Source organism: uncultured Zoogloea sp., from assembly GCF_937894855.1.
In the GTDB taxonomy this organism is placed as follows: Bacteria; Pseudomonadota; Gammaproteobacteria; order Burkholderiales; family Rhodocyclaceae; genus Zoogloea; species Zoogloea oryzae.
The window spans coordinates 1-21,236 of the sequence record NZ_CALAYQ010000148.1; the positions used below are offsets into that span (position 1 = coordinate 1).

The 21,236-nt window shown below is 70.8% G+C and carries 16 protein-coding genes; 8 read left to right on the forward strand and 8 right to left on the reverse strand.

Annotation, left to right across the window (positions count from 1 at the left end; genetic code table 11):
* Window positions 1–65: 65 nt before the first annotated feature.
* Genes ispE through Q0672_RS16645 form a run of 3 tightly spaced genes read right to left on the reverse strand, consistent with a single transcriptional unit; the run spans window position 66 to window position 3,233 of the window.
* Complete coding sequence (gene ispE / locus Q0672_RS16635; protein ID WP_298624033.1) at window positions 66–935, reverse strand: 4-(cytidine 5'-diphospho)-2-C-methyl-D-erythritol kinase; 870 nt, start codon at window positions 933–935, stop codon at window positions 66–68.
* 1 nt (window position 936) lies between these two features.
* On the reverse strand, window positions 937–1,497 hold the full coding sequence (gene lolB / locus Q0672_RS16640; protein ID WP_298624035.1) for a lipoprotein insertase outer membrane protein LolB: 561 nt from the start codon (window positions 1,495–1,497) through the stop codon (window positions 937–939).
* Window positions 1,494–3,233, reverse strand: coding sequence for a tetratricopeptide repeat protein (locus Q0672_RS16645; RefSeq protein WP_298624037.1), 1,740 nt, complete (start codon window positions 3,231–3,233; stop codon window positions 1,494–1,496). Before Q0672_RS16645 ends, lolB begins: the two co-directional genes overlap by 4 nt.
* A 172-nt stretch (window positions 3,234–3,405) precedes the next feature.
* Here Q0672_RS16645 and mutM point away from each other — a divergent pair, with 172 nt between their 5' ends.
* Both mutM and Q0672_RS16655 read left to right on the forward strand, forming a co-directional pair.
* A complete protein-coding gene (mutM, locus tag Q0672_RS16650; protein ID WP_298624039.1) occupies window positions 3,406–4,215 on the forward strand; it encodes a bifunctional DNA-formamidopyrimidine glycosylase/DNA-(apurinic or apyrimidinic site) lyase in 810 nt (269 codons plus the stop codon).
* Between the two features lie 102 nt (window positions 4,216–4,317).
* Window positions 4,318–6,270: a dynamin family protein gene (locus Q0672_RS16655; protein WP_298624108.1), complete on the forward strand. Its 1,953-nt coding sequence runs from the start codon at window positions 4,318–4,320 to the stop codon at window positions 6,268–6,270.
* Window positions 6,271–6,349: 79 nt separating this feature from the next.
* Here the strand turns inward: Q0672_RS16655 and Q0672_RS16660 are convergent, their stop codons facing one another.
* From Q0672_RS16660 to Q0672_RS16680, 5 genes are read right to left on the reverse strand one after another with little or no spacing between them, the layout of a single operon-like run.
* Entirely contained in the window at window positions 6,350–6,601 is a 252-nt protein-coding gene (locus Q0672_RS16660) for a YfhL family 4Fe-4S dicluster ferredoxin (RefSeq protein WP_298624041.1), read from the reverse strand.
* 21 nt (window positions 6,602–6,622) lie between these two features.
* Entirely contained in the window at window positions 6,623–7,111 is a 489-nt protein-coding gene (gene coaD / locus Q0672_RS16665; RefSeq protein ID WP_298624043.1) for a pantetheine-phosphate adenylyltransferase, read from the reverse strand.
* Window positions 7,112–7,146: 35 nt separating this feature from the next.
* On the reverse strand, window positions 7,147–7,683 hold the full coding sequence (gene rsmD, locus Q0672_RS16670; protein WP_298624045.1) for a 16S rRNA (guanine(966)-N(2))-methyltransferase RsmD: 537 nt from the start codon (window positions 7,681–7,683) through the stop codon (window positions 7,147–7,149).
* Complete coding sequence (locus Q0672_RS16675; RefSeq protein ID WP_298624048.1) at window positions 7,680–9,029, reverse strand: pitrilysin family protein; 1,350 nt, start codon at window positions 9,027–9,029, stop codon at window positions 7,680–7,682. The genes rsmD and Q0672_RS16675 overlap by 4 nt, the downstream gene beginning before the upstream one ends.
* 27 nt (window positions 9,030–9,056) lie before the next feature.
* Window positions 9,057–10,436 (reverse strand): pitrilysin family protein, encoded by a 1,380-nt coding sequence (locus Q0672_RS16680; RefSeq protein ID WP_298624050.1) that lies wholly within the window; start codon window positions 10,434–10,436, stop codon window positions 9,057–9,059.
* Window positions 10,437–10,627: 191 nt separating this feature from the next.
* Between Q0672_RS16680 and ftsY the strand changes: the two genes are divergently transcribed.
* The 6 genes from ftsY (at window position 10,628) to Q0672_RS16710 (ending at window position 21,168) form a co-directional block, all read left to right on the forward strand.
* Entirely contained in the window at window positions 10,628–11,716 is a 1,089-nt protein-coding gene (gene ftsY / locus Q0672_RS16685) for a signal recognition particle-docking protein FtsY (protein WP_153162102.1), read from the forward strand.
* A gap of 162 nt (window positions 11,717–11,878) precedes the next feature.
* Window positions 11,879–14,149, forward strand: a complete 2,271-nt coding sequence (locus tag Q0672_RS16690; protein ID WP_298624053.1) for an MFS transporter — start codon at window positions 11,879–11,881, stop codon at window positions 14,147–14,149.
* The gene (locus Q0672_RS16695; RefSeq protein WP_298624055.1) at window positions 14,146–15,168 is read left to right on the forward strand and encodes an ABC transporter substrate-binding protein; all 1,023 of its coding nucleotides are present in this window, start codon (window positions 14,146–14,148) and stop codon (window positions 15,166–15,168) included. The genes Q0672_RS16690 and Q0672_RS16695 overlap by 4 nt, the downstream gene beginning before the upstream one ends.
* A complete protein-coding gene (locus Q0672_RS16700) occupies window positions 15,168–16,016 on the forward strand; it encodes a formyltransferase family protein (RefSeq protein ID WP_153162099.1) in 849 nt (282 codons plus the stop codon). The genes Q0672_RS16695 and Q0672_RS16700 overlap by 1 nt, the downstream gene beginning before the upstream one ends.
* Window positions 16,013–17,500, forward strand: coding sequence for a TIR domain-containing protein (locus Q0672_RS16705; RefSeq protein ID WP_298624057.1), 1,488 nt, complete (start codon window positions 16,013–16,015; stop codon window positions 17,498–17,500). Before Q0672_RS16700 ends, Q0672_RS16705 begins: the two co-directional genes overlap by 4 nt.
* Window positions 17,497–21,168, forward strand: coding sequence for a hypothetical protein (locus Q0672_RS16710; RefSeq protein WP_298624059.1), 3,672 nt, complete (start codon window positions 17,497–17,499; stop codon window positions 21,166–21,168). The genes Q0672_RS16705 and Q0672_RS16710 overlap by 4 nt, the downstream gene beginning before the upstream one ends.
* The last annotated feature ends 68 nt before the right edge of the window (window positions 21,169–21,236 follow it).

Genomic DNA, 21,236 nt, shown 5'->3' on the forward strand with positions numbered 1-21,236 from the left:
CCTTCGAATGCCGGAATCAAAATCCGGTGCCTTGACCAACTTGGCGACTCCCCAAGAAATCGTTTTCACACTTGCGCGACCCAACCCTTCAGCGGGTGACTGTCAAGCCCTTTGGCAATCCAGACATCCCAACCTTCCGGGGCCTTGGCACTGACCTGCTCTGCCACATCCTTCGAATCGAAGGGAGCGAAGATGCAGGCCCCCGAACCGCTCATGATTGCTGCCCCATACTGCGACAACCACCCTAGCGCTTCAGCCACTTCGGGAAACAGCTTGCAGACCGTTGCCTGCATGTCGTTTCGCGTTTCGTGTGTTGCGAAGCCCCGCATTATTAGGGGTTTGCTATCCCGTGTCAACCCTGGCGCAGAAAAAATTTGAGCAGTGGGCACTGACACCTTCGGCGCGACCATCACATACCACGCCGGCGGCACGTCGAGCGCCTGCAGCGCCTCGCCCACGCCCTCGGCAAAGGCCGTCTCGCCGAACACGAAGAAGGGCACGTCGGCGCCAAGGGTGAGGCCGATCTCCTGCAGCCGCTGGCGCGACAGCCCGCAGCCCCAGATCCGGTTGAGGGCGATCAGCACGCTGGCCGCATCGGAGCTTCCGCCGCCGAGCCCGCCGCCCATGGGAATGCGTTTCTCCACGCCGATGTCGGCACCCCAGGGCGAACCGCTGGCGGCCTTAAGGGCCAGCGCGGCACGCACCACGAGATCGGATTCGGCCGGCACGCCGGGCACGTCGGTGGTGCGGCGAATCTGCCCGTCGTCGCGCCGCTGCAGGGTGATCTCGTCGCCCCAGTCGATCATCCGGAAAGCTGTCTGGAGCAAATGGTAGCCATCAGGGCGACGCCCGATGATGTGCAGGAACAGGTTGATCTTGGCCGGCGCGGGCACGGTCACGGGTGCGGCGGGGTCGAAGATTTCAGCGGTCGTCATCTCAGGGATTCCAGGCATCGACGATCAGGCGCAGGCGGGTGTCGCCGCGGTGGACGTCGAGCTTGCGCGGCAGGGCGTCGGGCGCCTCGCCGGTGTAGTCGGTGTAATCGATGGTCCAGCCCTGGTCCACGACGCTGCGCGGGCGGCCCTGGGTGTCGACGGTGCGCACCTGGGCGCCGGCGCCGGGCCGGGCGGTGACCCAACGCGGCAGGTTGGCGAAGGGCGCTTCCACGCCCAGGAGCGAACCGGCCAGCTCGGCGGCCGAGGCGGCCTCGAAGCGGCGCCCGTCGGAGAGCGTCATGCGGGCGCCGCTGGCGTCGGATTCGATCCGCGCCAGGCCCTGCCCCAGCGGGCCGGTGAACAGCCATTCATCCCGCGGGCCGTCGTGCTGCCAGTCGAAACCCACGGCGGCGCTGCGTTCGGCGTCGCGCACCTGAAGGCGACCTTCGACAGCGAAGCGCGTGATCTCGGCGGCAGGCGCCATTTCGGCCGGCGGTGTGCGCAGGGCCGGTGCCGCGCAGCCAACGAGGCCGAGCGCAAGCATCAGGACAGCGGGCTTCAAAGCTTGAACTTCTTGATGACGTCGGCCAGCACGGTGTTGTCCGGATGGGCCTTGGCGGCGTCGCGCCAGGTCTTCGCGGCCTCTTCCTTGCGACCGAGCATCCACAGCACCTCGCCCAGGTGGGCGGCGATCTCGGGATCGGCCCGCAGGGCGAAGGCCTTCTGCAGGGTTTCGAGGGCGTCGGTCAGCTTGCCGCGGCGGTACTGGGCCCAGCCCAGGCTGTCGATGATGAAGGGGTCGTTGGGCGCGAGGGCCAGCCCCTTGCGGATCAGCGTCTCGGCTTCGTCGAGGCGCAGGTTGCGATCCACCAGCGAGTAGCCGAGGGCGTTGTAGGCGTGGGCGTGGTCGGGCTTGAGGGCGATGAGCTTGCGCAGCCGACCTTCCATCACCTCGACCCGCCCGATCCGCTCGGCCATCAGGGCGGATTCGTAGAGGAGATCGGGATTGTCGGGAGATTGCCGGAGCGCATCGTCGAGCACCGTGAAGGCGTCGTCGTTGCGGTTGGCGTCGCGGAGCAGCTGGGATTCGAGCAGCACGTACTGCACCTGATCGGCCGGCGCGGCCTCGCGGGCAAGCGCCTGCAGGTGGGCGCGGGCATCGCCGAGCTTGCCCCGGTTGGCCAGCACCTGGGCGATGCGCCCCTGGGCCGCCACGTACTGGGCGCCCGGTTCGACGGCCTTGTACCAGGCGATCGCGTCGTCGGGACGCTTGGCTTCCTCGGCGAGCTGGCCTAGATAGACGCGCACGGTGTCGGGCTCGGGGAAGCCCAGCTCCAGCAGCCGCTTGAAATACCGCTCGGCCGCCGGCCGGTCGCCCTGTTGCATGGCGAGCAGCGCCGAGGCGTGCACCACGTCGCGGTCGTCGGGCGAGCGCTTGAGGAGTTCGTCGAACTGTTCCCGCGCCGGGCCGAACTGCTTGGCGGCCACCAGCAGGCGGGCCAGGGTGATGCGCGGCTCGCGGGCGTCGGGATGGGCGGCGACGTAAGTCCGGAGCGACTCGATGCCCTTGCCGGGTGAAGTCTCCTGGAGAAGCTGGGCCTCCAGCACCACCGCCTGCTCCCAGTCGGGACGCAGGCGCAGGGCACCTTCGAGGGCCTGGGCGGCGCCTGCGGCATCGCCGGCGGTGTAGGCCGCGTTGGCGCGGGCGAAGTGCGCCTCGGGCTGGTCGAGGTAGGGCTGGGTGAGGTCATTCACCAGCCGGCGGATCAGCGCCTTGTCGGGAATGCGGGCTAGGCCGCGGTTAAGCCCCATCAGCGCCGGGCCAACCTTGTCGCCCAGCCGGGCCAGCGCCGACGCGAGATGGGTTTCGAGCTCTTCGATGCGGGCGCTGCTGGCGGCGGCGCCGGAGGCCAGTTGCTGGGCCTGCAGCGACGTGGGATCGAGCTCCAGCCACAGGCGGGAGGCGTCGCTGGCGAGGTCGGTCTGACGGGCAAACACGGCCATCTCGGCGGCACGCCGGGCGATGCGGGCGTCGCGGGTCCGGCGGGCGAGATCGAGATACGACTGGGCAGCCATCACGCCCTGGCCGCGGGCGCCCGCGACCTCGGCGAGCATCAGCTGGTAGAGGATCTGCGGCGTGAGCTCCTGCCCCGGATAGACCGCCTTGCCCTCGGTCGCCTCGACGCCCCCGGCATCGCGCGGCTGCTGGGCGTGGGCCGCGCCGGCCAGCAGGCCACCCGCAAGAAACAGGGCGGCAAGCAGACGGGCCGGGCGCGCAAGGCGGAAAGATGGCTTCATGGAAAATGACTCGGACTGGACTGTCGGTTCAAGGCCCGACGCATCGGGCAACGGCTGCGTGAGCTTGGATCGCGCCGCTACAATAGGGTTCGCCCGATGTTAGGCGCTTTCCCGAAGGCCAGCAAGCAAGCGGCCTTCGCTCCTTTCGCCCTGCCCCGCAAAGCCCGTTGCCATGCCCGAACTCCCCGAAGTCGAGACAACCCGCCGCGGCATCGCCCCGGAACTCACCGGCCTCGTCGCCACCGGCGCGGTGATCCGCAACGGCCGACTGCGCCACCCGGTGCCCGCCGATCTGGCCGACCTCCTCGCCGGCCAGCCCCTGGTCGCCGTCGAGCGGCGCGCCAAGTATCTGCTGCTGCGTTTTTCCACCGGGAGCCTGGTGGTGCACCTGGGGATGTCCGGCAGCCTGCGCATCGTGCCGGCCGATCTGCCGCCCGAGAAGCACGACCACCTGGACATCGTCTTCGGCCCCTGCGCCCTGCGCCTGCGCGACCCGCGGCGCTTCGGCCTAGTGGTGTGGCAGCCGGGCGAGGCGCCCCACCCGCTCCTCGCCGGCCTCGGCATCGAGCCGCTCGACGACGCCTTCGACGGCCCGTGGCTAGACAAGGCCAGCCGCGCCCGGCGCACGCCGGTGAAGCTCTTCATCATGGACGGCAGCGTGGTGGTGGGGATCGGCAACATCTACGCGTCGGAGAGCCTGTTCCGCGCCGGCATCGACCCGACCACGCCGGTGGGCGAACTGGGCCCGAAGCGCTGCGCCCGGCTCGTCGCGTGCATCCGCGAGACCCTCGCCGACGCCCTGGCGGCGGGCGGCAGCACGCTGCGGGATTTCGTCGGCAGCAACGGCGCGCCGGGCTACTTCCAGCAACAGTATTTCGTCTATGGCCGCGACGGCGAGGCCTGCCGACACTGCGCCACGCCGATCCGCAAGCGGATCATGGGCCAGCGCGCCACCTTCTATTGCCCCCGCTGCCAGCGCTGAAACCATTCCGGCGCGGGGCGATCCCGTTTATGCTGTCAACTCGCAAAAATTTGCCGGTAATGCGGCGCGTGGCCAGGAATCAAGCTCGTGAAAGACGCCCAAATGCTTGCTGAACATTTCTCCGCCTACACCCAGTGGCGCGGAGACGTCGCCTCGGGGATCGGGGAGCTCCGCAAGTGGCTGCAGGAGAACGAGATCGGCGATGCCCAGTCCGATCTGCGCCTGCAGTATCTGCTCGACCGCCTGCGCGAGGACAAGCTGATCGTCGCCTTCGTGGCCGAGTTCTCCCGCGGCAAGTCCGAGCTCATCAACGCCGTGTTCTTCGCCGGCTATGGCAACCGCATCCTGCCCTCCAGCGCCGGCCGCACCACCATGTGCCCCACCGAGCTGCAATGGAAGGAAGGCGACCAGCCCGAGATCCGCCTGCTGCCCATCGAGAGCCGCAAGACCAACGCCAGCATCACCGAACTCAAGCGCTACCCTGAGGAATGGCAGATCCGCCCCCTCGACACCAGCTCGGCCGAGAGCCTCCAGCAGGCGCTGGCCCAGGTGGGCGAGACGCGCATGGCGACCGTGGCCGAAGCCGAGGCGCTGGGTTTCCCCATCGACGGCAGCGGCGACAAGGGCATCCGCCCCGACGCCCAGGGCAAGGTCGAGATTCCCCTGTGGCGCCACGCCATCATCCAGTTTCCGCACCCGCTGCTCGAACAGGGCCTGGTGATCCTCGACACGCCGGGCCTCAACGCCATCGGTGCCGAACCCGAGCTCACCCTCAACCTGCTGCCCAACGCCCACGCGGTGCTGTTCATCCTGGCCGCCGACACCGGCGTCACCCAGAGCGATCTCGCCGTGTGGCGCGAGCACGTCAATGCCGGGCGCCGCCAGCGCGGCCGCATCGTCGCCCTCAACAAGATCGACGGCCTGTGGGACGGCCCGCGCACCGACGCAGAGATCGAGCGCGAGATCGCCGGCCAGGTGGCCAGCGTCGCCAGCACCCTCGAGATCGACCCGTCGCAGGTCTTCCCGGTGTCGGCCCAGAAGGGCCTGGTCGCCAAGGTGAGCGACGACGTCGAGCTGCTCGAACGCAGCCGGCTGGTGGATCTCGAGCGGGCCCTGTCCACCGAGCTGCTGCCCACCAAGCGCGACATCGTCCGCGACAACACCCACGGCGACGTGGCCGACATCGTCAGCCGCAGCCGCGAGCTCCTCAACGCGCGCCTGACCGGCCTGCGCGAGCAGCTCCAGGAACTCACCGACCTGCGCGGCAAGAACCAGAACGTCATCGAATACATGATGCGCAAGGTGCGCTCCGAGAAGGACGAGTTCGAGGAAGGGCTGCAGAAGTACTACGCCGTGCGCAGCGTGTTCTCCAACCTCTCCAACAACCTCTTCGGCCACCTGGGCCTCGACGCCCTGCGCGACGAGACCCGCCGCACCCGCGAGGCGATGCTCGACGCCGCCTTCTCCCGCGGCCTGCGCGAGGCGATGAAGGGCTTCTTCCAGCACCTGCGCGGCAACCTCAAGAAATCCACCGACGAGATCGGCGAGATATCCAAGATGCTCGACGCCATGTACAAGCGCTTCACCGTCGAGCACGGCCTGAAGCTCGCTGCGCCCACCGCCTTCTCCACCCTGCGCTACGAGAAGGAGATCGAGCGCCTCGAAGAAGCCTTCAACAGCCAGTTCAACACGGTGCTGACCATCGTCACCACCGAGAAGCACACCCTCACCCAGAAGTTCTTCGAGACCGTCGCGGTGCAGGCCCGGCGCACCTTCGAGGTTGCCAACCGCGATGCCGAGCAGTGGCTGCGGGCGGTGATGGCACCCCTCGAAACCCAGGTGCGCGAATACCAGCTGCAGCTCAAGCGCCGCCTCGAGAGCGTCAAGCGCATCCACCAGGCCACCGACACCCTCGAAGACCGGGTGCGCGAACTCCAGCAGGCCGAGGAAACCCTGGTCACCCAGCTCGGCGAGCTCGGAAAGCTGGCCGACCGGATCGAGCAGGCCCTCGGCATGCCTGTGGCGCCCGGAGCGCCTTCCGCCCTGGCGGCCTGACCCTCCCCGGCCGTAAAAACACAAAAGCCGGCGCACCCGAAGGTGCCGCCGGCTTTTTTCCGTTCTGGCGCGCGACTGCTTACTTGTCGGCGGTCAGGCGGAGGAACTTCTCCATCAGGTCTTCCTTGCTTTCCGGGTGCTCCGGATTGAAGGGGATGCAATCCACCGGGCAGACCTGCTGGCACTGGGGCTCGTCGAAGTGGCCGACGCACTCGGTGCACTTGTTCGGGTCGATCACGTAGATTTCATCACCCTGGGAGATGGCGCCATTGGGGCACTCCGGCTCGCAGACGTCGCAGTTGATGCACTCGTCGGTAATCATCAAGGCCATTTTGCTTGTTTCCTTCGTTACTTACTGTTTGTTGATCTTGGTGAGCAGCCGCGCGTTGACGCTCGGCTGCACGAATTTGCTGACATCACCACCGAGCCGCGCGATCTCGCGCACCATGGTGGCGGAGATGAACATGTACTCGTCGGCCGGCGTCAGGAATACCGTCTCGACGTCCGGGTAAAGCTTGCGGTTCATGCCGGCCATCTGGAATTCGTACTCGAAATCCGACACCGCCCTGAGCCCGCGCAGGATGACCCGCGCGTTGTTCCGGTGCAGGAAATCCATCAGCAGGCAAGAAAACCCCTGCACCTCGACGTTCGGATAAGGCGCCAGGACTTCCCTGGCGATCTCCACGCGCTCATCGAGGGAGAAGATCGGCCCTTTGCCGCCGCTCGCCGCCACCCCGATGATGAGCTTCTCGAACAGACGGGAGGCCCGGCGAACCAGATCCTCGTGTCCGCGGGTGAATGGATCGAAGGTGCCCGGATAAACCGCGATACCGTCCCTCATGCAATGCCCCTCCCGGCCGGCGAGATCGACGTCGATCAGTCGGCGCGGGCGAAGAGGTGGTAATACACCTGTCCGGCCGAGCCGTGCTTGATTCGCGTCAATCGGTCGATGTTGTCGATTTTGTATTCCGCTTCCACATAGACCAGCCCCTCATCGCTGAGGAGTTTCGGCAGGAGCGGCGCAATGCGATCGATCCAGCCGGCCCGGTAGGGCGGGTCGACGAACACGACGTCAAAGGGCTGGGCCGTGGAACGGGCGAAGTTTAGCGCATCGCCCCGCACAACCTGTACACGCGTCGCCTGTAGGGTTTTCGCGTTGGCCTGCAGCGCGGCCAGCGCGACCGGGTCCTGCTCGATCATCGTGACGCTCGCCGCGCCCCGCGAGGCCGCCTCGAAACCCAGCGCACCGCTGCCGGCGAAGAGGTCGAGACAGCGCAGGCCGTCCATCTCCTGGCCGAGCCAGTTGAAGAGCGTCTCGCGCACCCGGTCGGGCGTCGGGCGCAGCCCCTTCACGGTGCGCACGTCGATCAGGCGCGAGCGCCACTCGCCGCCGATGATGCGGATGCGACTCAACGGGCGGCTCCGTTTTTCGGCGCCGCGGTCTTGTCGCCATCGCCGCCCACCACCACCGTCACCAGATTGTCCTGGGACACGTGGCGACGGAAGGCGTCGCGGATCTGCTGGGCGGTGACCGCGCGCACCTTGTCGCGCCAGGTGTCGAGGTAGTCCAGCGGCAGGCCGAAGCTGCCGATGGCCGCCACCTGTTCGAGCATCTTGCGGTTGGAATCCAGGCGCAGCGCAAAGCCGTTGATGAGGTTGTCCTTGGCGGCCTTGAGTTCGGCGTCGGTCGGGCCCTTGGCGAGGAACTCGTCGAGGGTCGTGCCAACCACCTTCAGCGCGTCGTCGGTCTGGCTGCCCTTGGTCTGCAGGCCGATCTGGAACGGGCCGACGTCACGCTGGGGCGCGAAGTAGCTATACACGCTGTAGGCGTAGCCGCGCTTCTCGCGCACTTCGCCAGTGAGCCGCGACACGAAGCCGCCGCCGCCCAGGATGTAGTTGCCCACGAACAGCGGGAAGAAATCCGGATCGCCCCGGCGGATGCCCGGCTGGCCGACGGCGATGTGGGCCTGGGCCGAGGGGTGCGGCACGCGGATCACCTGGCGCACCGGCACCGTGGTGTTGACCGTCGCGGCCGGCGCCTCGCCCACGGGGAGCCCCGCCACCAGCCGGTTGGCGATGGCCTCGGCCTCGGCGCGGGAGACATCGCCGACGATGCTCACCGTGGCCCGGGCAGACGTGTAGTTGCGGCGATGGAAATCCGCCAGATCGTCGCGGCTGATGGTCGTCACGGTGTCGACGGTGGGCGTGCGGCCGTAGGGGTGATCCGGGAAGATCGCCGCGGCGAAACGCCGGGAGAGGATCGAATCCGGCTGGGTTTCGGCCTCCTTCAGGCCGGCGATGAGGCGGGACTTCTCGCGCTCGACGGCGGCGGCCGGGAAGGTCGGCTTGCCGATCAGGGTGGCGAGCAGATCCACCGCGCCGTCGCGCTCGGTGGCGGAACTGAGGGTGCGCAGCGACAGCGATGCGCGATCCATGTCTGCGCCGCCGCCGATCTGGGCGCCGAGATCGGCGACGCGGTTGGCGATGGCGTCTTCGTCGAGGTTGCCGGCGCCGGCATCCAGCAGGCCGCGGGTCAGCCCGGCGAGCCCGGCCTTGCCGGCGGGAACTTCAGTACCGGCGGCGCGGAAATCCACCTGCACGTCGACGATGGGCAGGGCCCGGCTCTCGACGAAGAACACGCGGGTGCCGCCGGGAGTGGTCCAGTTCTGGATGGCCAGCCCGGCGCGGGCGGGGGACGAAATCAGGGTGGCGACGGTCAGGGCGAGGGCCAGACCGAAGCGTTGGCGAGGAGAGATCATCAGTCGATTCACCAGGAAAGCGGGGCGTCAGTGGTGATGGCCGCCGGCTGCCTGCGCCTTGGCGCGGGCCTGCGGGTCCACCGGCAGGGGATCAAGCTGGGCGACGGTGAGGTGGTCGTCGCTGAAATACTTGCGGGCCACGGCCTGAACCTCGGCCGGCGTCACCGCGCGGATGCGCGCCAGCATCTCGGCGTCGTTCTTCCACGACAGACCGACCATCTCGGCCATGCCGATTTCCATGGCCTGGCCCATCAGGGAATCACGCTTGTAGACCTGGCCGGACACCGCCTGGGCCTTCACCCGGCGCAGCTCGTCGTCCGAGACGCCGTCGGTCTGGATGCGGGCGAGCTCGGCGCGCAGGGCGGCCTCCACGTCGGCGACGGTCTTGCCGGCGGCGGGGGCGCCATCCAGCACGAAGAGGGACTCACCGCGGGCGGTGCCGTCGTAACCGGCGCCGGCGGTCACCGCCACACGGCTGCCGCGCACGATGTTCTTGGCCAGGCGGGCGCCGTCGTAGCCGTCGAGCACCGCGGCGAGCACCTGCAGGGCGTAGTAGTCGCCATCCTTGTGGATGTCGCGCAGGGTGGGCACGCGCCAGGCGAGGGCCACGTAGGGCAGCTCGGCCGGGGCCTTCACCACGGTGCGGCGGGGGCCGGCCTGCTCGGGCTCGGACAGCGGCTTGCGCACCGGCAGGGCGCGGGCCTTGGCGTGGCCGTAGGTGCGCTCGGCTTCCTTGAAGACCGCGGCGTGATCCACGTCGCCCACCACCACCAGGGTGGCGTTGTTGGGCACGTACCAGCGCTGGTGCCAGTCGCGGGCGTCCTGGGCGGTCATGTTGTCCAGGTCGGACATCCAGCCGATGATCGGGCGACGGTAGGGATGGGCCTGAAAGGCGGTGGCCATCAGCTGCTCGATGACCAGCGAGCGGGGCTTGTCGTCGGTGCGCAGGCGGCGCTCTTCCTTGACCACCTCGATCTCCTTGCGGAAACCCTCCTCGGTGATCTGCAGGTTGCTCATCCGGTCGGCCTCGAGCGTCATCATCTTGCCGAGGGCTTCCTTTGGCACCTGCTGGAAGTAGGCCGTGTAGTCGTAGCTGGTGAAGGCGTTATCGCGCCCACCGGCGGCGGCCACCTGCTTGTTGAACTCGCCGGGGCCGACCTTCTTCGTGCCCTTGAACATCATGTGCTCGAGCAGATGGGCCACGCCCGAGGTGCCATCCACCTCGTCCATCGCGCCCACCTTGTACCAGACCATGTGCACCACCGACGGGGCCCGCCGGTCTTCCTTGACGATCAGCTTCATTCCGTTGGGAAGGGTGTGCTCGAAGGGATTGGCCCAGGCCGGCATGGCGAAGGCCACCGCCAGGGCGCCGGCAACGATGCCGGAGCGCAAACTGCGATTCATCATAGGCTTTTGAAGCATCTGGTAAAATTTGAAGATGCAGGCTGTCGGAAGCTTTTCTGCCAACTCATTGCCCGCTGCGCCCCACGTGTTCGCGCGGCATCATAGCGGCATCCGACACCCCGGCCAACCGGCTTTGGCACGCGGCTTCGCGCGCTGACCGCCAAGATTCGACCCACACTCAGACCCGGCTCCTCATGTTTGGTTTCCTGAAGAAAACCCTCAAGGGCGGCGATACGCCTCCCGAAACGCCAACGCCGGAAACGGCTGCGGCCCCTGCCCAGGCACCGGCTTCCACACCCGCCGCCGCGCCGGCGCCTGCCCCCGAACCCGAGAAGAAGCGTTCGTGGATGGACCGTCTGCGCTCCGGCCTGTCCCGCACCCGCGAGCAGATCGGCGGCGGCCTCGGCGGCATCACCAGCCTGTTCTCCCGACGCAAGATCGACGAGGAGTTCCTCGAAGAGCTGGAGACCACCCTGCTGATGGCCGACTGCGGCGTCGAGGCCACCCAGCACCTCCTAAAAGAGCTGCGCCTGCGCTGGAAGCGCGACAAGCTCGAAACCGCCGACCAGCTCCAGGGCGCGCTGCAGGAAGGCCTGCTGTCCATCCTCCAGCCGCTCGAGCAACCCCTCGAGATCAGCAGCCACAAGCCCTACATCATCATGATCGCGGGCGTTAACGGCTCGGGCAAGACGACCTCCATCGGCAAGCTCGCCAAGCACTTCCAGAACCAGGGCAAGAGCGTGCTGCTGGCCGCCGGCGACACCTTCCGCGCCGCCGCCCGCGAACAGCTGATGACCTGGGGCGAGCGCAACGGCGTGGCCGTCATCGCCCAGGAATCCGGCGATCCGGCCGCGGTGGTGTTCGACGCGATCAGCGCCGCCCGCGCCCGCAACATCGACATCGTGCTGGCCGACACCGCCGGCCGCCTGCCCACCCAGCTGCACCTGATGGAAGAGATCGCCAAGGTGCGCCGGGTGATCCAGAAGGCCGAGCCCTCCGGCCCCCACGAAGTCCTGCTGGTGCTCGACGCCAACATCGGCCAGAACGCCCTGCAGCAGGTCAAGGCCTTCGACGCCGCCATCGGCGTCACCGGCCTCGTGCTCACCAAGCTCGACGGCACCGCCAAGGGCGGCGTGGTGGCCGCCATCGCCCGCCAGAGCCCCAAGCCCCTGCGCTTCATCGGCGTGGGCGAGCAGATCGACGACCTCCAGGCCTTCCGCGCCAAGGAGTTCGTCGACGCCCTGTTCACCCCGGTCGGCGGCAGCGCCGACAGCCAGGGCTGATCCACCCGCCATCCTCCGCGGGGCGCCCGCCCCGCGGATGAAGCACCCAGCCTTTCGCTGCACGTCATTCCGGCGTGCGCCGCCGCGCCCCTTGGCCTATGCTGGTCAAATGAAGGGGCGGCAATCTTCCCGGCATCCCGCCCCCGCCCAGGAGTGCCGCGGATGTCCCCCTCAGCCAGCCAGCCCCCGCTTCCGGCGGCAGCCCCCAGACTCACCCTCGCCCGCTGGCTGCGCATCGGGCTCCTGCTGTTCATCGCCCAGGCCCTCGCCCTCGGCCTGCAGGCCCTGCTGCTGATCCACAAGGAGGGCGAGCTCCTCACCGGCCTCACCGCGTCCCGCATCGGCATTGCCGCCGACGAGATCCGCGCCACCTTCACCCGCAGCGCCGCCAACGGCCTGACCCTCGCCGAATCCCGCGGCGTCGCGCGGCTCCTGCCCCGGCTCGTCGCCGACGACGCCGACATCACCGCCATCCACGTCTTTGACAGCCACCGGCAGCTGCGCTTCGCCCTAGGCCCGGGCGAGCCGTCCGCCAGCGCCGCCGACGCCGTCCTCCACCGCACCAGCCTGTGGTCCCACTGCACGCCGGGCGAGCCGCTACTCGTCGGCCAGTCGCTGCGCGATGCCGAGGATCAGCTCGCCGGCGGAGTGCTCTTCACGGTACGCAGCGACTCGCTGGAAGCCCGTCGGCAGGCCGGCCGCGACGCCACCTTCAAGCGACTCGGCCTGACCCTCGCCGGTGTCGCCCTCGCCCTGCCCCTGCTGCTGGCCGCCGCGGCCCACCTTGGCCGGCGGATCGCCCTGCGCGTGCGGCTGCTGGCCGCCGCCCTGCTGCTCGCCTGCGCCGCCAGCTTCACCCTCAGCCTGCAGGCGCTGCCGGGGTTCTCGGAGCAGCTCGCCCCGGCCCTCGACGCCAAGGCCGCGGCGCTGGGCCGGCTGCTGGCCGGACGCATCGACAACGCCGTCGATCTGGGCATCCCGTTCGAGCATCTTGCCGGCGTCGGCGACTACTTCGACGACACCCTCGCCCGCCACCCGGAGATCCTCGCCTTCCACCTGGAAGGCCCCGGCCGGAGCGACACCGCCCGCCGCCCCGGCGAGGCTGGCAGCGAAGTCGTCACGCCCCTCGGCGCCCAGCCCGGCGCGCAGGTGCGGGTGGTCACCGACGGCGACGTGGTGGCCCGGGAGCTGCGCAGCCTGACCCTCGACCTCGCCATCGTCTTCGTGGTGGCCGTGGTGCTGTTCAACGAAGCCCTCGGTGCGATCCTCGCCGGCGACGAACTCGCCCCTGCCGCCAGCCGCGCCCGCCTGGGCCTGGCCCGGCTTTCGGTGTTCCTGCTGATCCTGTCGGAAGAGCTCACCCGCGCCTTCCTGCCGCTCCACATCGCCAGCCTCGCCCCGGCCGACGGCGCCGCCATCGGGCTGCCGATCTCGGCCTACATGCTCAGTTTTGCGCTGTTCACCCCGTTTGCCGGGCGCTGGGCCGAACGCTACGGCGTGGCCCGCACCTTCGCCGCCGGCGCGCTGCTGTCGGCGGCCGGCTTCGGCTGGGCGATGGCCGGCGGCGGCTACTGGGCCTTCGTGGCAGCCCGCTGCCTGTGCGCCGCCGGCTACGCGGTGGGCACGATGGCCATGCAGCAGCACTTCCTGAACGCCGCCGCGGCCGGCGAACGCACCCGCGCCCTGGCGCTTTACGTGGGCGCGCTGCAGACCGCGGCGATCTGCGGCTCGGCCATCGGCGGCCTGATCGCCGAGCGCTTCGGCGCGGCCGTGGTGTTTGCCGGCGCCGCGGGCCTGGGGATGCTGGCACTGGTCGTCCAGCGGGCCGACGTGAGCCCGGGCCCGGCGGCAACGCCCCGCCCGTCGGCGCCGCTGCTACCGGTGCTGGGCCGCCCGCGGGTGTGGCTGCCGCTGCTCACCGCGGCCCTGCCCGCCAAGCTGGCTCTGGCCGGCTTCCTGTTCTATCTGGTGCCGCTGGCCCTGCGCCAGGAGGGCTACGGCAGCGGCGCCACCGGGCGGGCGCTGATGCTGTATTTCCTCCTCGCCGCGCTCGCCAACCCCCTCGGCTCGTGGCTCTCCGACCGCTACGGCTGGAACCGCCGGCTGGTGGTGGTCGGCGGGCTCATCATCGGCGCTGGCGGGCTGGCCGGGCTGATGCCGGGGCCCGGCGCGCTGGTGGTGGGGATCGCCACCCTCGGCATCGGCACCGGGCTGGGCGCCGCCGCGCTGCAGTCGATGATCGGCCGCGACGGCCCGGCGGCCCTGGTGCTGCTGCGCACCGGCGAACGCCTTGGCGCGGTGGCCGGCCCCCTCTTTGCCGGCAGCCTGTTCGGGCTTCTGGCATATGGCGGTACGATGGCGGCAATCGGTGCCGTGGTCCTCACGGCGATCCTGGTTTTCGCCCTGTCGAACGGGAAGGAACCCGCTCCATGAAACGCCTGACCGATCGCCTGCTTCCGCTGCTGCTAGCCGCCACCAGCCTGCTGCCGACGCCCGCCGCTGCCGAAGCCACGCCCTATCGGGTGGCGATGCTGCTCTTCCGGGGCTGCGAGGAAGCCTGCCGGGGCTTTCAGGGCTACTTCCGCCAGCACGGCATCGCCGCCGAGTTCATCCTGCGCGACGCGGCCCAGGACAAGCGGCGCATCCCGACGATGGTGGACGAGATCCGCCGCCTGAAGCCCGACCTGGTGGTCACCTGGGGCTCGACGGTGACGCTGGAAACCGTCGGCCCGTGGAAGGGCGCCGATCCGCGCCGCCACATCACCGAGCTGCCGGTGGTCTTCATGATCGTCTCCGACCCCGTGGCGCTGGGCGTCATCGAGGCGCCGGACAAGCCCCGCAGCAACGTCACCGGCACGCTCTACCTGCTCCCCATGGAAACCCAGATCAAGGCCGCCCGCAGCTATCTGGATTTCAAGCGGGTCGGCTACATCGTGAACGAAACCGAGAACAACTCGATCACCGCCCGGGACGACCTGCGGGCCCTGGCCAAGACCCACGGTTTCACGCTGGTGGAGCGCAGCCTGCCGGTGTCGCCCGCCGGCGCGCCGGACGCCCGGGCGATCCCCGCCATCCTCGACGCCTTCCGGCAGGAGAAGGTGGATCTCATCTACCAGGGCCCCGACACCTTCCTCAACAGCCGCCGCGAGCAGCTCACCGACGGCGCGCTGGCCCTCGGCATCCCCGTCTTCGCCGCCGCCGAGAACCCGGTGCAGAACGCCCGCGCCCTGCTGGGCGTGGTGAACAAATACGAGGACGTCGGCCGCTTCACCGCCACCCAGGCCCTGCGCATCCTGCGCGACCACACCCCGCCGGCGCGCATCCCGGTAGAGCTGCCGCGCAACTTTTCCTACCTCATCAACCTGCCGGTGGCCCTGCAGCTGGGCCGCTACCCGCCCCTCAAGCTGCTCGACGTGGCCGAGATCGTCGGCATCCAGGCGGAGGACCGCTGATGCGCATCCTGGTGTGCACCAAGCTCGATCTGCACGGCGCCCACTTCGCCAACCGCCTGCTGCCGGCCCTCGCCGGGCACGAGATCGTCAGCCTGTGGCTGGCCGACAAGAACCGCCCGGCCGAAGACCACGTGCCCGAGCTCGCCCAGCTGCGCTTTCTTGAACGCCTGCTTCCCATCGACCTGCTCTTCCCGCTGATCGACGCCCTGCCCTTTGACCAGGCCGACCGCGCCCCGGACGCCACCTTCGCCACCCTCGGCCGGCGCCACGCCACACCGGTGGAAGTCATCACTGCCCTCGACGCCGCCACTCGCGCCCGCTTCGCCACCCTTGCGCCCGATCTCGTCATCGTCGCCCGCTTCAGCCACCTCTTCGACGCCGCCAGCATCGCCATCCCGCGCCACGGCATCCTCAACGTCCATCCCGGCCGCCTGCCCGGCTACGCAGGGCTGCACGCGCCGCTCCGGGCCGTCACCGACGGCGCCGGGGCCTTCGGCTGCAGCGTGCACTGGATCACCCCGGGCATCGACGACGGCCCGCTGCTCAACGTCATCGACCAGCCCATCGACCTGGCCGGCAACCTCCTCGACCAAACCGCCGCCCTCTACCCGCTGGCCATCCCCACCCTGCTCGCCGCCATCGAGGCCTGCGCCGCCGGCCACCGCCCCGCCGGCACGCCCCAGGATCTGCGCCTGCGCCGCTACCACTCGATGCCCGACGCGGCGCCATTCGCCGCCCTCGCCCGCCTCGGCATGAAGCTGTGGCACCCGGACGCCCTCGCCGCCTGGCTCGGCCGCTACCTGCCCCCCGGCGTCGCCCTGCCGCCCCTGCCCGGAGCCTTACGATGAAGTTCGCCCGGCAGATCTTCATCAGCTACGCCCACCTGGACAACCAGCCCCTCAGCGCGGATCAGTCCGGCTGGGTGAGCCTGTTCCATTCAACCCTGCAGACGCTCCTCAGTCAGCGCCTCGGCGCCCCCGCCGACATCTGGCGCGACGACAAGCTCCACGGCAACGACGACTTCTCCGACGAGATCCTCGACCAGCTCGCCGGCACCGCGGTGTTCGTCTCCATCCTCACCCCGCGCTACCTCAAGTCCGACTGGTGCAAGAAGGAAATCCGCAGCTTCTGCCAGCGCGCCGAGGCCGACAACAGCCTGGTGCTGGACAACAAGGCCCGGGTCATCAAGGTGCTCAAGCTGCCGGTCGATGCCGGCGACCAGCTCCCGCCGGTGCTCGGGCGCCTCCTGGGCTACGACTTCTATGAGATCGACGAGGAGCACGTCCCCCACGAGCTCGACCCCGCCTACGGCGACAAGCCGCGCCAGGCCTTCCTGCGCAAGGCCAACAAGCTCGCCTGGGATCTCGCCGCCCAGCTCACCGAACTCCAGCGCCGCCCGCAGGTCACCGAAGACGCCGCCAACGACCCCGGCCCGAAACCCGCGGTGTACCTCGCCGAATGCAGCCGCGACCGGCGCGAGGCCCGCGACTGCATCGCCAGCGAGCTCGCCTGCTGCGGCTTCACCGTGCTGCCCGACGAACGCCTGCCCGACGACGAGGACGAATACCTCGCCGCGGTGGATGCACTCCTCGAACGCTGCGTGCTGTCGGTGCATCTGGTGGGCACGGGCTACGGCCGCGTCCCGGACGGCGACCGCCAGCAGTCGGTGGTGGTGCTCCAGAACGAGCTCGCCGCCGCCCGCAGCCGCAGCCACGGCCTGCGCCGGGTGATCTGGCTGCCCGCTGGCGTCACCTCGCCCCAGCCCGCCCAGCAGGCCTTCATCGACGCCCTGCAGACCGACGCCGCGCTGCAGTTCGGCGCCGACCTGGTGAGCGGCGACCTGGAGACGACCAAGGCCGCCGTCCACGCCGCCCTCAAGCCCCCCGAACCGCCGCCGGCGGTGCCGGTGGCCGGCGCCGCCCGGGTGCATCTGGTGTGCGACGCCGCCGACCGCAAGGCCGTGGTGCCCCTCATCAAGCTGCTGCGCGCCCGCGGACTGGAGGTGAGCCTGCCGGCCTTCGTGGGCGACGCCGCCCAGGTGCGCGAGACCAACCGCCAGCTCGCCCTCGACTGCGACGCCATCGTGCTCTACTACGGCGCCGGCGACGAAGCGTGGAAGTTCCACCAGCAGAACGACCTGCGCAAGCTCCTGGGCAGCGCCCGCGAGCGCCCCCTCAAGGCCAGCCTGACGCTCCTCGCCGAGCCCCCCAGCGACGACAAGGAAGTCCTCCAGGCCCTCGCCGAACCCGGCGTGCTCGACGGCCTCGGCGGCATCGACGAAGCCACCCTCGCCCCGCTCCTCACCGCACTTGGCGTGGAGGAAGCGCCGTGAGCGCGCCCGCCCGGCCGCCCGAAGGGCGCGCTCACCCCTCCCTCGGGGAGGATGCCGCGCAGCGGCAGGTGGGCCGTCCAGCCACGCCCTACCCCGGCATCCGCCCCTTCCGCGAGGACGAGGAATACCTCTTCTTCGGCCGCGAATCCCAGGTGGACGCGATGGTCGACACCCTCGCCCGCGGGCGCTTCCTGGCGGTGATCGGCAGCTCGGGCTGCGGCAAGTCGTCGCTGGTCAACTGCGGCCTGCGCCCGGCCCTGCACCGGGGCCTCCTCACCCGCGCCGGCAGCGCCTGGCGGATGGCCAGCTGCCGCCCGGGCGGGCACCCGCTGCGGGCGCTGGCCCAGGCCCTGGCCGCCCCCGGTGCGCTGCACCGGGAGATGGACGCCGGCCCCTTCAGCCTCGCCGAATTCATCGAGACCACCCTCGCCATGAGCCGCCGCGGGCTGGTCGAGGCGTGGCAGCAGGCGCGCCTGCCCGAAGGCAGCAACCTGCTGGTGATCGTGGACCAGTTCGAGGAGCTGTTCCGCTACCGCCAGCTGGGCGACGCCGGACCCGCCGACGAAGACCCGGCCACCGCCTTCGTCAACCTGCTGCTCCAGGCCCGCGCCGAGGACGTGCCGATCCACGTCGTGCTCACCATGCGCTCGGATTTCCTCGGCGACTGCGCCCGCTTCGCCGGCCTGCCCGAGGCCATCAACGGCGGGCAGTACCTGGTGCCGCGGATGAGCCGCGACGACCGCCGCGCCGCCATCCTCGGCCCGGCGCGGGTGTGCGGCGCCGACATCGAGCCCACGCTCCTCACCCGCCTCGTCAACGATGTGGGCGACGACCCGGATCAGCTCTCCCTGCTCCAGCACGCGCTGGCCCGCTGCTGGGCCCACTGGCAGGCGAGCGGCGAGCCCAGCCCCGTCGAGGCCCGCCACTACGACGCGGTGGGCACCCTCGCCCACGCCCTCAACCAGCACGCCGAGGAGATCTTCGCCACCCTGCCGGCGGCTCATCAGCTGCGCTGCGCGGCGGCCTTCCGGGCCCTCACCGACACCAGCACCGACACCCGCGGCATCCGCCGCCCCACGCGCTTCGCGGTGCTCGAAGCCATCACCGCCGGCAATGCCGAGGCCGCCGCCGCGCCGCTGGCCGAGGTGCTCGCCCCCTTCCGCGCCCCCGGCGCCGCCTTCCTGATGCCGCCGACCGGCGAGCCGCTGGAAGCCGACACGGTGATCGACCTCGCCCACGAGAGCCTCATGCGCATCTGGGATCGCCTGCGCGAATGGGGCGAGCGCGAGGCCGACGCCGCCCGCATGCTGCGCCGGCTGGCCGACGCGGCCGAGCTCCACGCCGCCGGCGAGGCCAGCCTGTGGCGCGACCCGGAGCTCCAGTTCGCCCTCGACTGGCGCACCCGCAACCACCCCACCGAGGCCTGGGCACGCCAGTACGGCCGCGCCCTCGCCCCGGCGCTGGCCTTCCTCGACGCCAGCCGCGAGGCCCGCGACGCCGCCGTCGCCGCCGAAGCCGCCCGGCTCGAATCCGAGCAGAAGGCCGACGCCGAACGCCGCCGCAACCGCCGGGTGTGGCGCGCCACCCTCGGCGCCATCGTCGCCGCCACGCTGGTGGCCGGCGTCACCGGCGTGCTGTGGCAGCGGGCCGAGCGAGCGTCGGAAGTCGCCGTGTCGCGCCAGCTGGCCGCCCAGTCGGCGGCCGAGCTCACCGGCGGCAACCTCGCCCGGGCACTGGAACTCGCCGCCGCCGGCTACGCCCACGAACCCAGCTTCGAGGCCCGCGACAGCCTCCTCGCGGCGTTGGCCGACGCGCCCCTCGACTGGCGCCACGCCGGCCAGCAGGGCGTGCAGGCCCTCGCCCGCAGCCCCGACGGCACCCTCGCCAGCGGCGGGCGCGACGGCAGCATCCGCTTCTTCCCGGATCGCGGCCCGCCCCTCGCCGCCCATCAGGAGCAGGTGCTCGCCCTCGCCTTCAGCCCGGATGGCAAGCTGCTCGCCTCCGCCGGCATCGACCACCGGGTCATCCTGTGGCGGATGGCCGATCGCCAACCCGTCGCCACGCTTGAGGACCACGACGGCCCGGTGCTGGCCCTGGCCTTCAGCCCCGACGGCCGGCTGCTTGCGAGCGCCGGCGCCGACCGCCGCATCGTGCTGCGCGACGGCGCCACCGGCGCGCCCGTCGGCCCGGCCATCACCGACCACGCCGACACCGTCACCGGCCTCGCCTTCAGCCCCGATGGCAAGACGCTCGCCTCCACCGGCTACGACGGCAACCTCATCCTTCACCCACTGGGCGACAACCCGGCCCCCCGCCGCAGCGCCAGCCACCCGGCCGTACTCCACGGCCTCGCCTGGTCGCCGGACGGCCGACAGATCGCCACCGCCAGCGCCGACGGCCATGCCGTGCTGTGGCAGGCCGACCGCCTCGTGCCCATCGGCGAGCCCCTCCCCGGCCGCGACGCCGCGCTGCGCAAGGTGGGCTTCAGCGACGACGGTCGACGGCTGGTGGCCGTGGGCGAAGACGGCCAGGTGCGCATCCACGACCTCGCCCGCCCCGGCAACCGGCCGGTCGAACATGCGGTGCACCGGGGCAACGTGCTGGCGCTGGTCTTCCAGCCCGACGGCAGCTTCGTCACCGCCGGCAGCGACGATCTGCTGGTCACCCACGGCCGCAGCGGCCACGGTCCCCTCACCACGCCCCTGCCCGGCGCCGACGACACCGCATGGGCCCTGGCCTGGCGGCCGGACGGCCGGGTGATCGCCAGCGCCGCCGGCGCCCGCATCGAGCTGCGCGATGGCGTCACCGGCAAGCCCGTCGCCCCGCCGCTGGCCGGCCACGACGCCATCGTCGCCAGCCTCGCCTGGAGCCCGGACGGGCGTCTGCTGGCCGGTGCCGGGCAGGACGGCCGGCTGCTGGTGTGGAACACCGCGGCCCCGGCCAACCCGCCCCTGCGCCTTGTCGATGGCGGCCCGCCCCTGCGCCGGGTCGCCATCCGCGGCGACGGCCAGCAGCTTGCGGCGGCGGGGCTCGACGGACGCATCCGCCTGTGGCGCCTGCCCGACGGCGCGCCGCTCGCCACCAGCGCCGACCACGGCGGCCCGGTGTCGGATCTCGCCTGGCGACGCGACGGCAGCCTGCTCGCCAGCAGCGGGCTCGACGGCCACCTGCGCCTGTGGCGCGGCAGCGACCTGCAACCCGCCGGCGACTTCGCCCTGCCGGACGCCGGCGCCCTCTACCGCCTTGCCTGGACGGCCGGCGACACCGACGTCGCCCTCGCCACCCAGCGCCACGGGCTGATCCTGTGGCCGGTGGGCGGCGGCCCGGCCCGCCCGCTGGGGCGCGAGGCCGCGCCGCTCCTCGACCTGGCCCTCTCCCCCGACGGGCAGACCCTCGCCAGCACCGACCGGGATGGCCGCGTCTTCCTGTGGGACATGGGCAGCGGCCAGCCCCTCCACGCGCCGCTGCTGCACCATGCCGGGCCCGGGCTGGCCCTGGCCTGGGCGCCGGACGGCACCCGGCTCGCCAGCGCCGGATGGGGCCAGGGCGTGCTCGTCTCCCGCACCGCCGCCGACACCTGGGCGGAACACGCCTGCGGGCTCGTCCGGCTCAATCCGCCCGAGGGTGCCGACACACCTGCATGCCCGCCATCGCCAGAGCGGCCTTGACATCGGCACACCGCGATCTAGCCTGAGTAGGCAGGCCGCGTTTCCCGAACGGGTAGCCGGCCGAACGT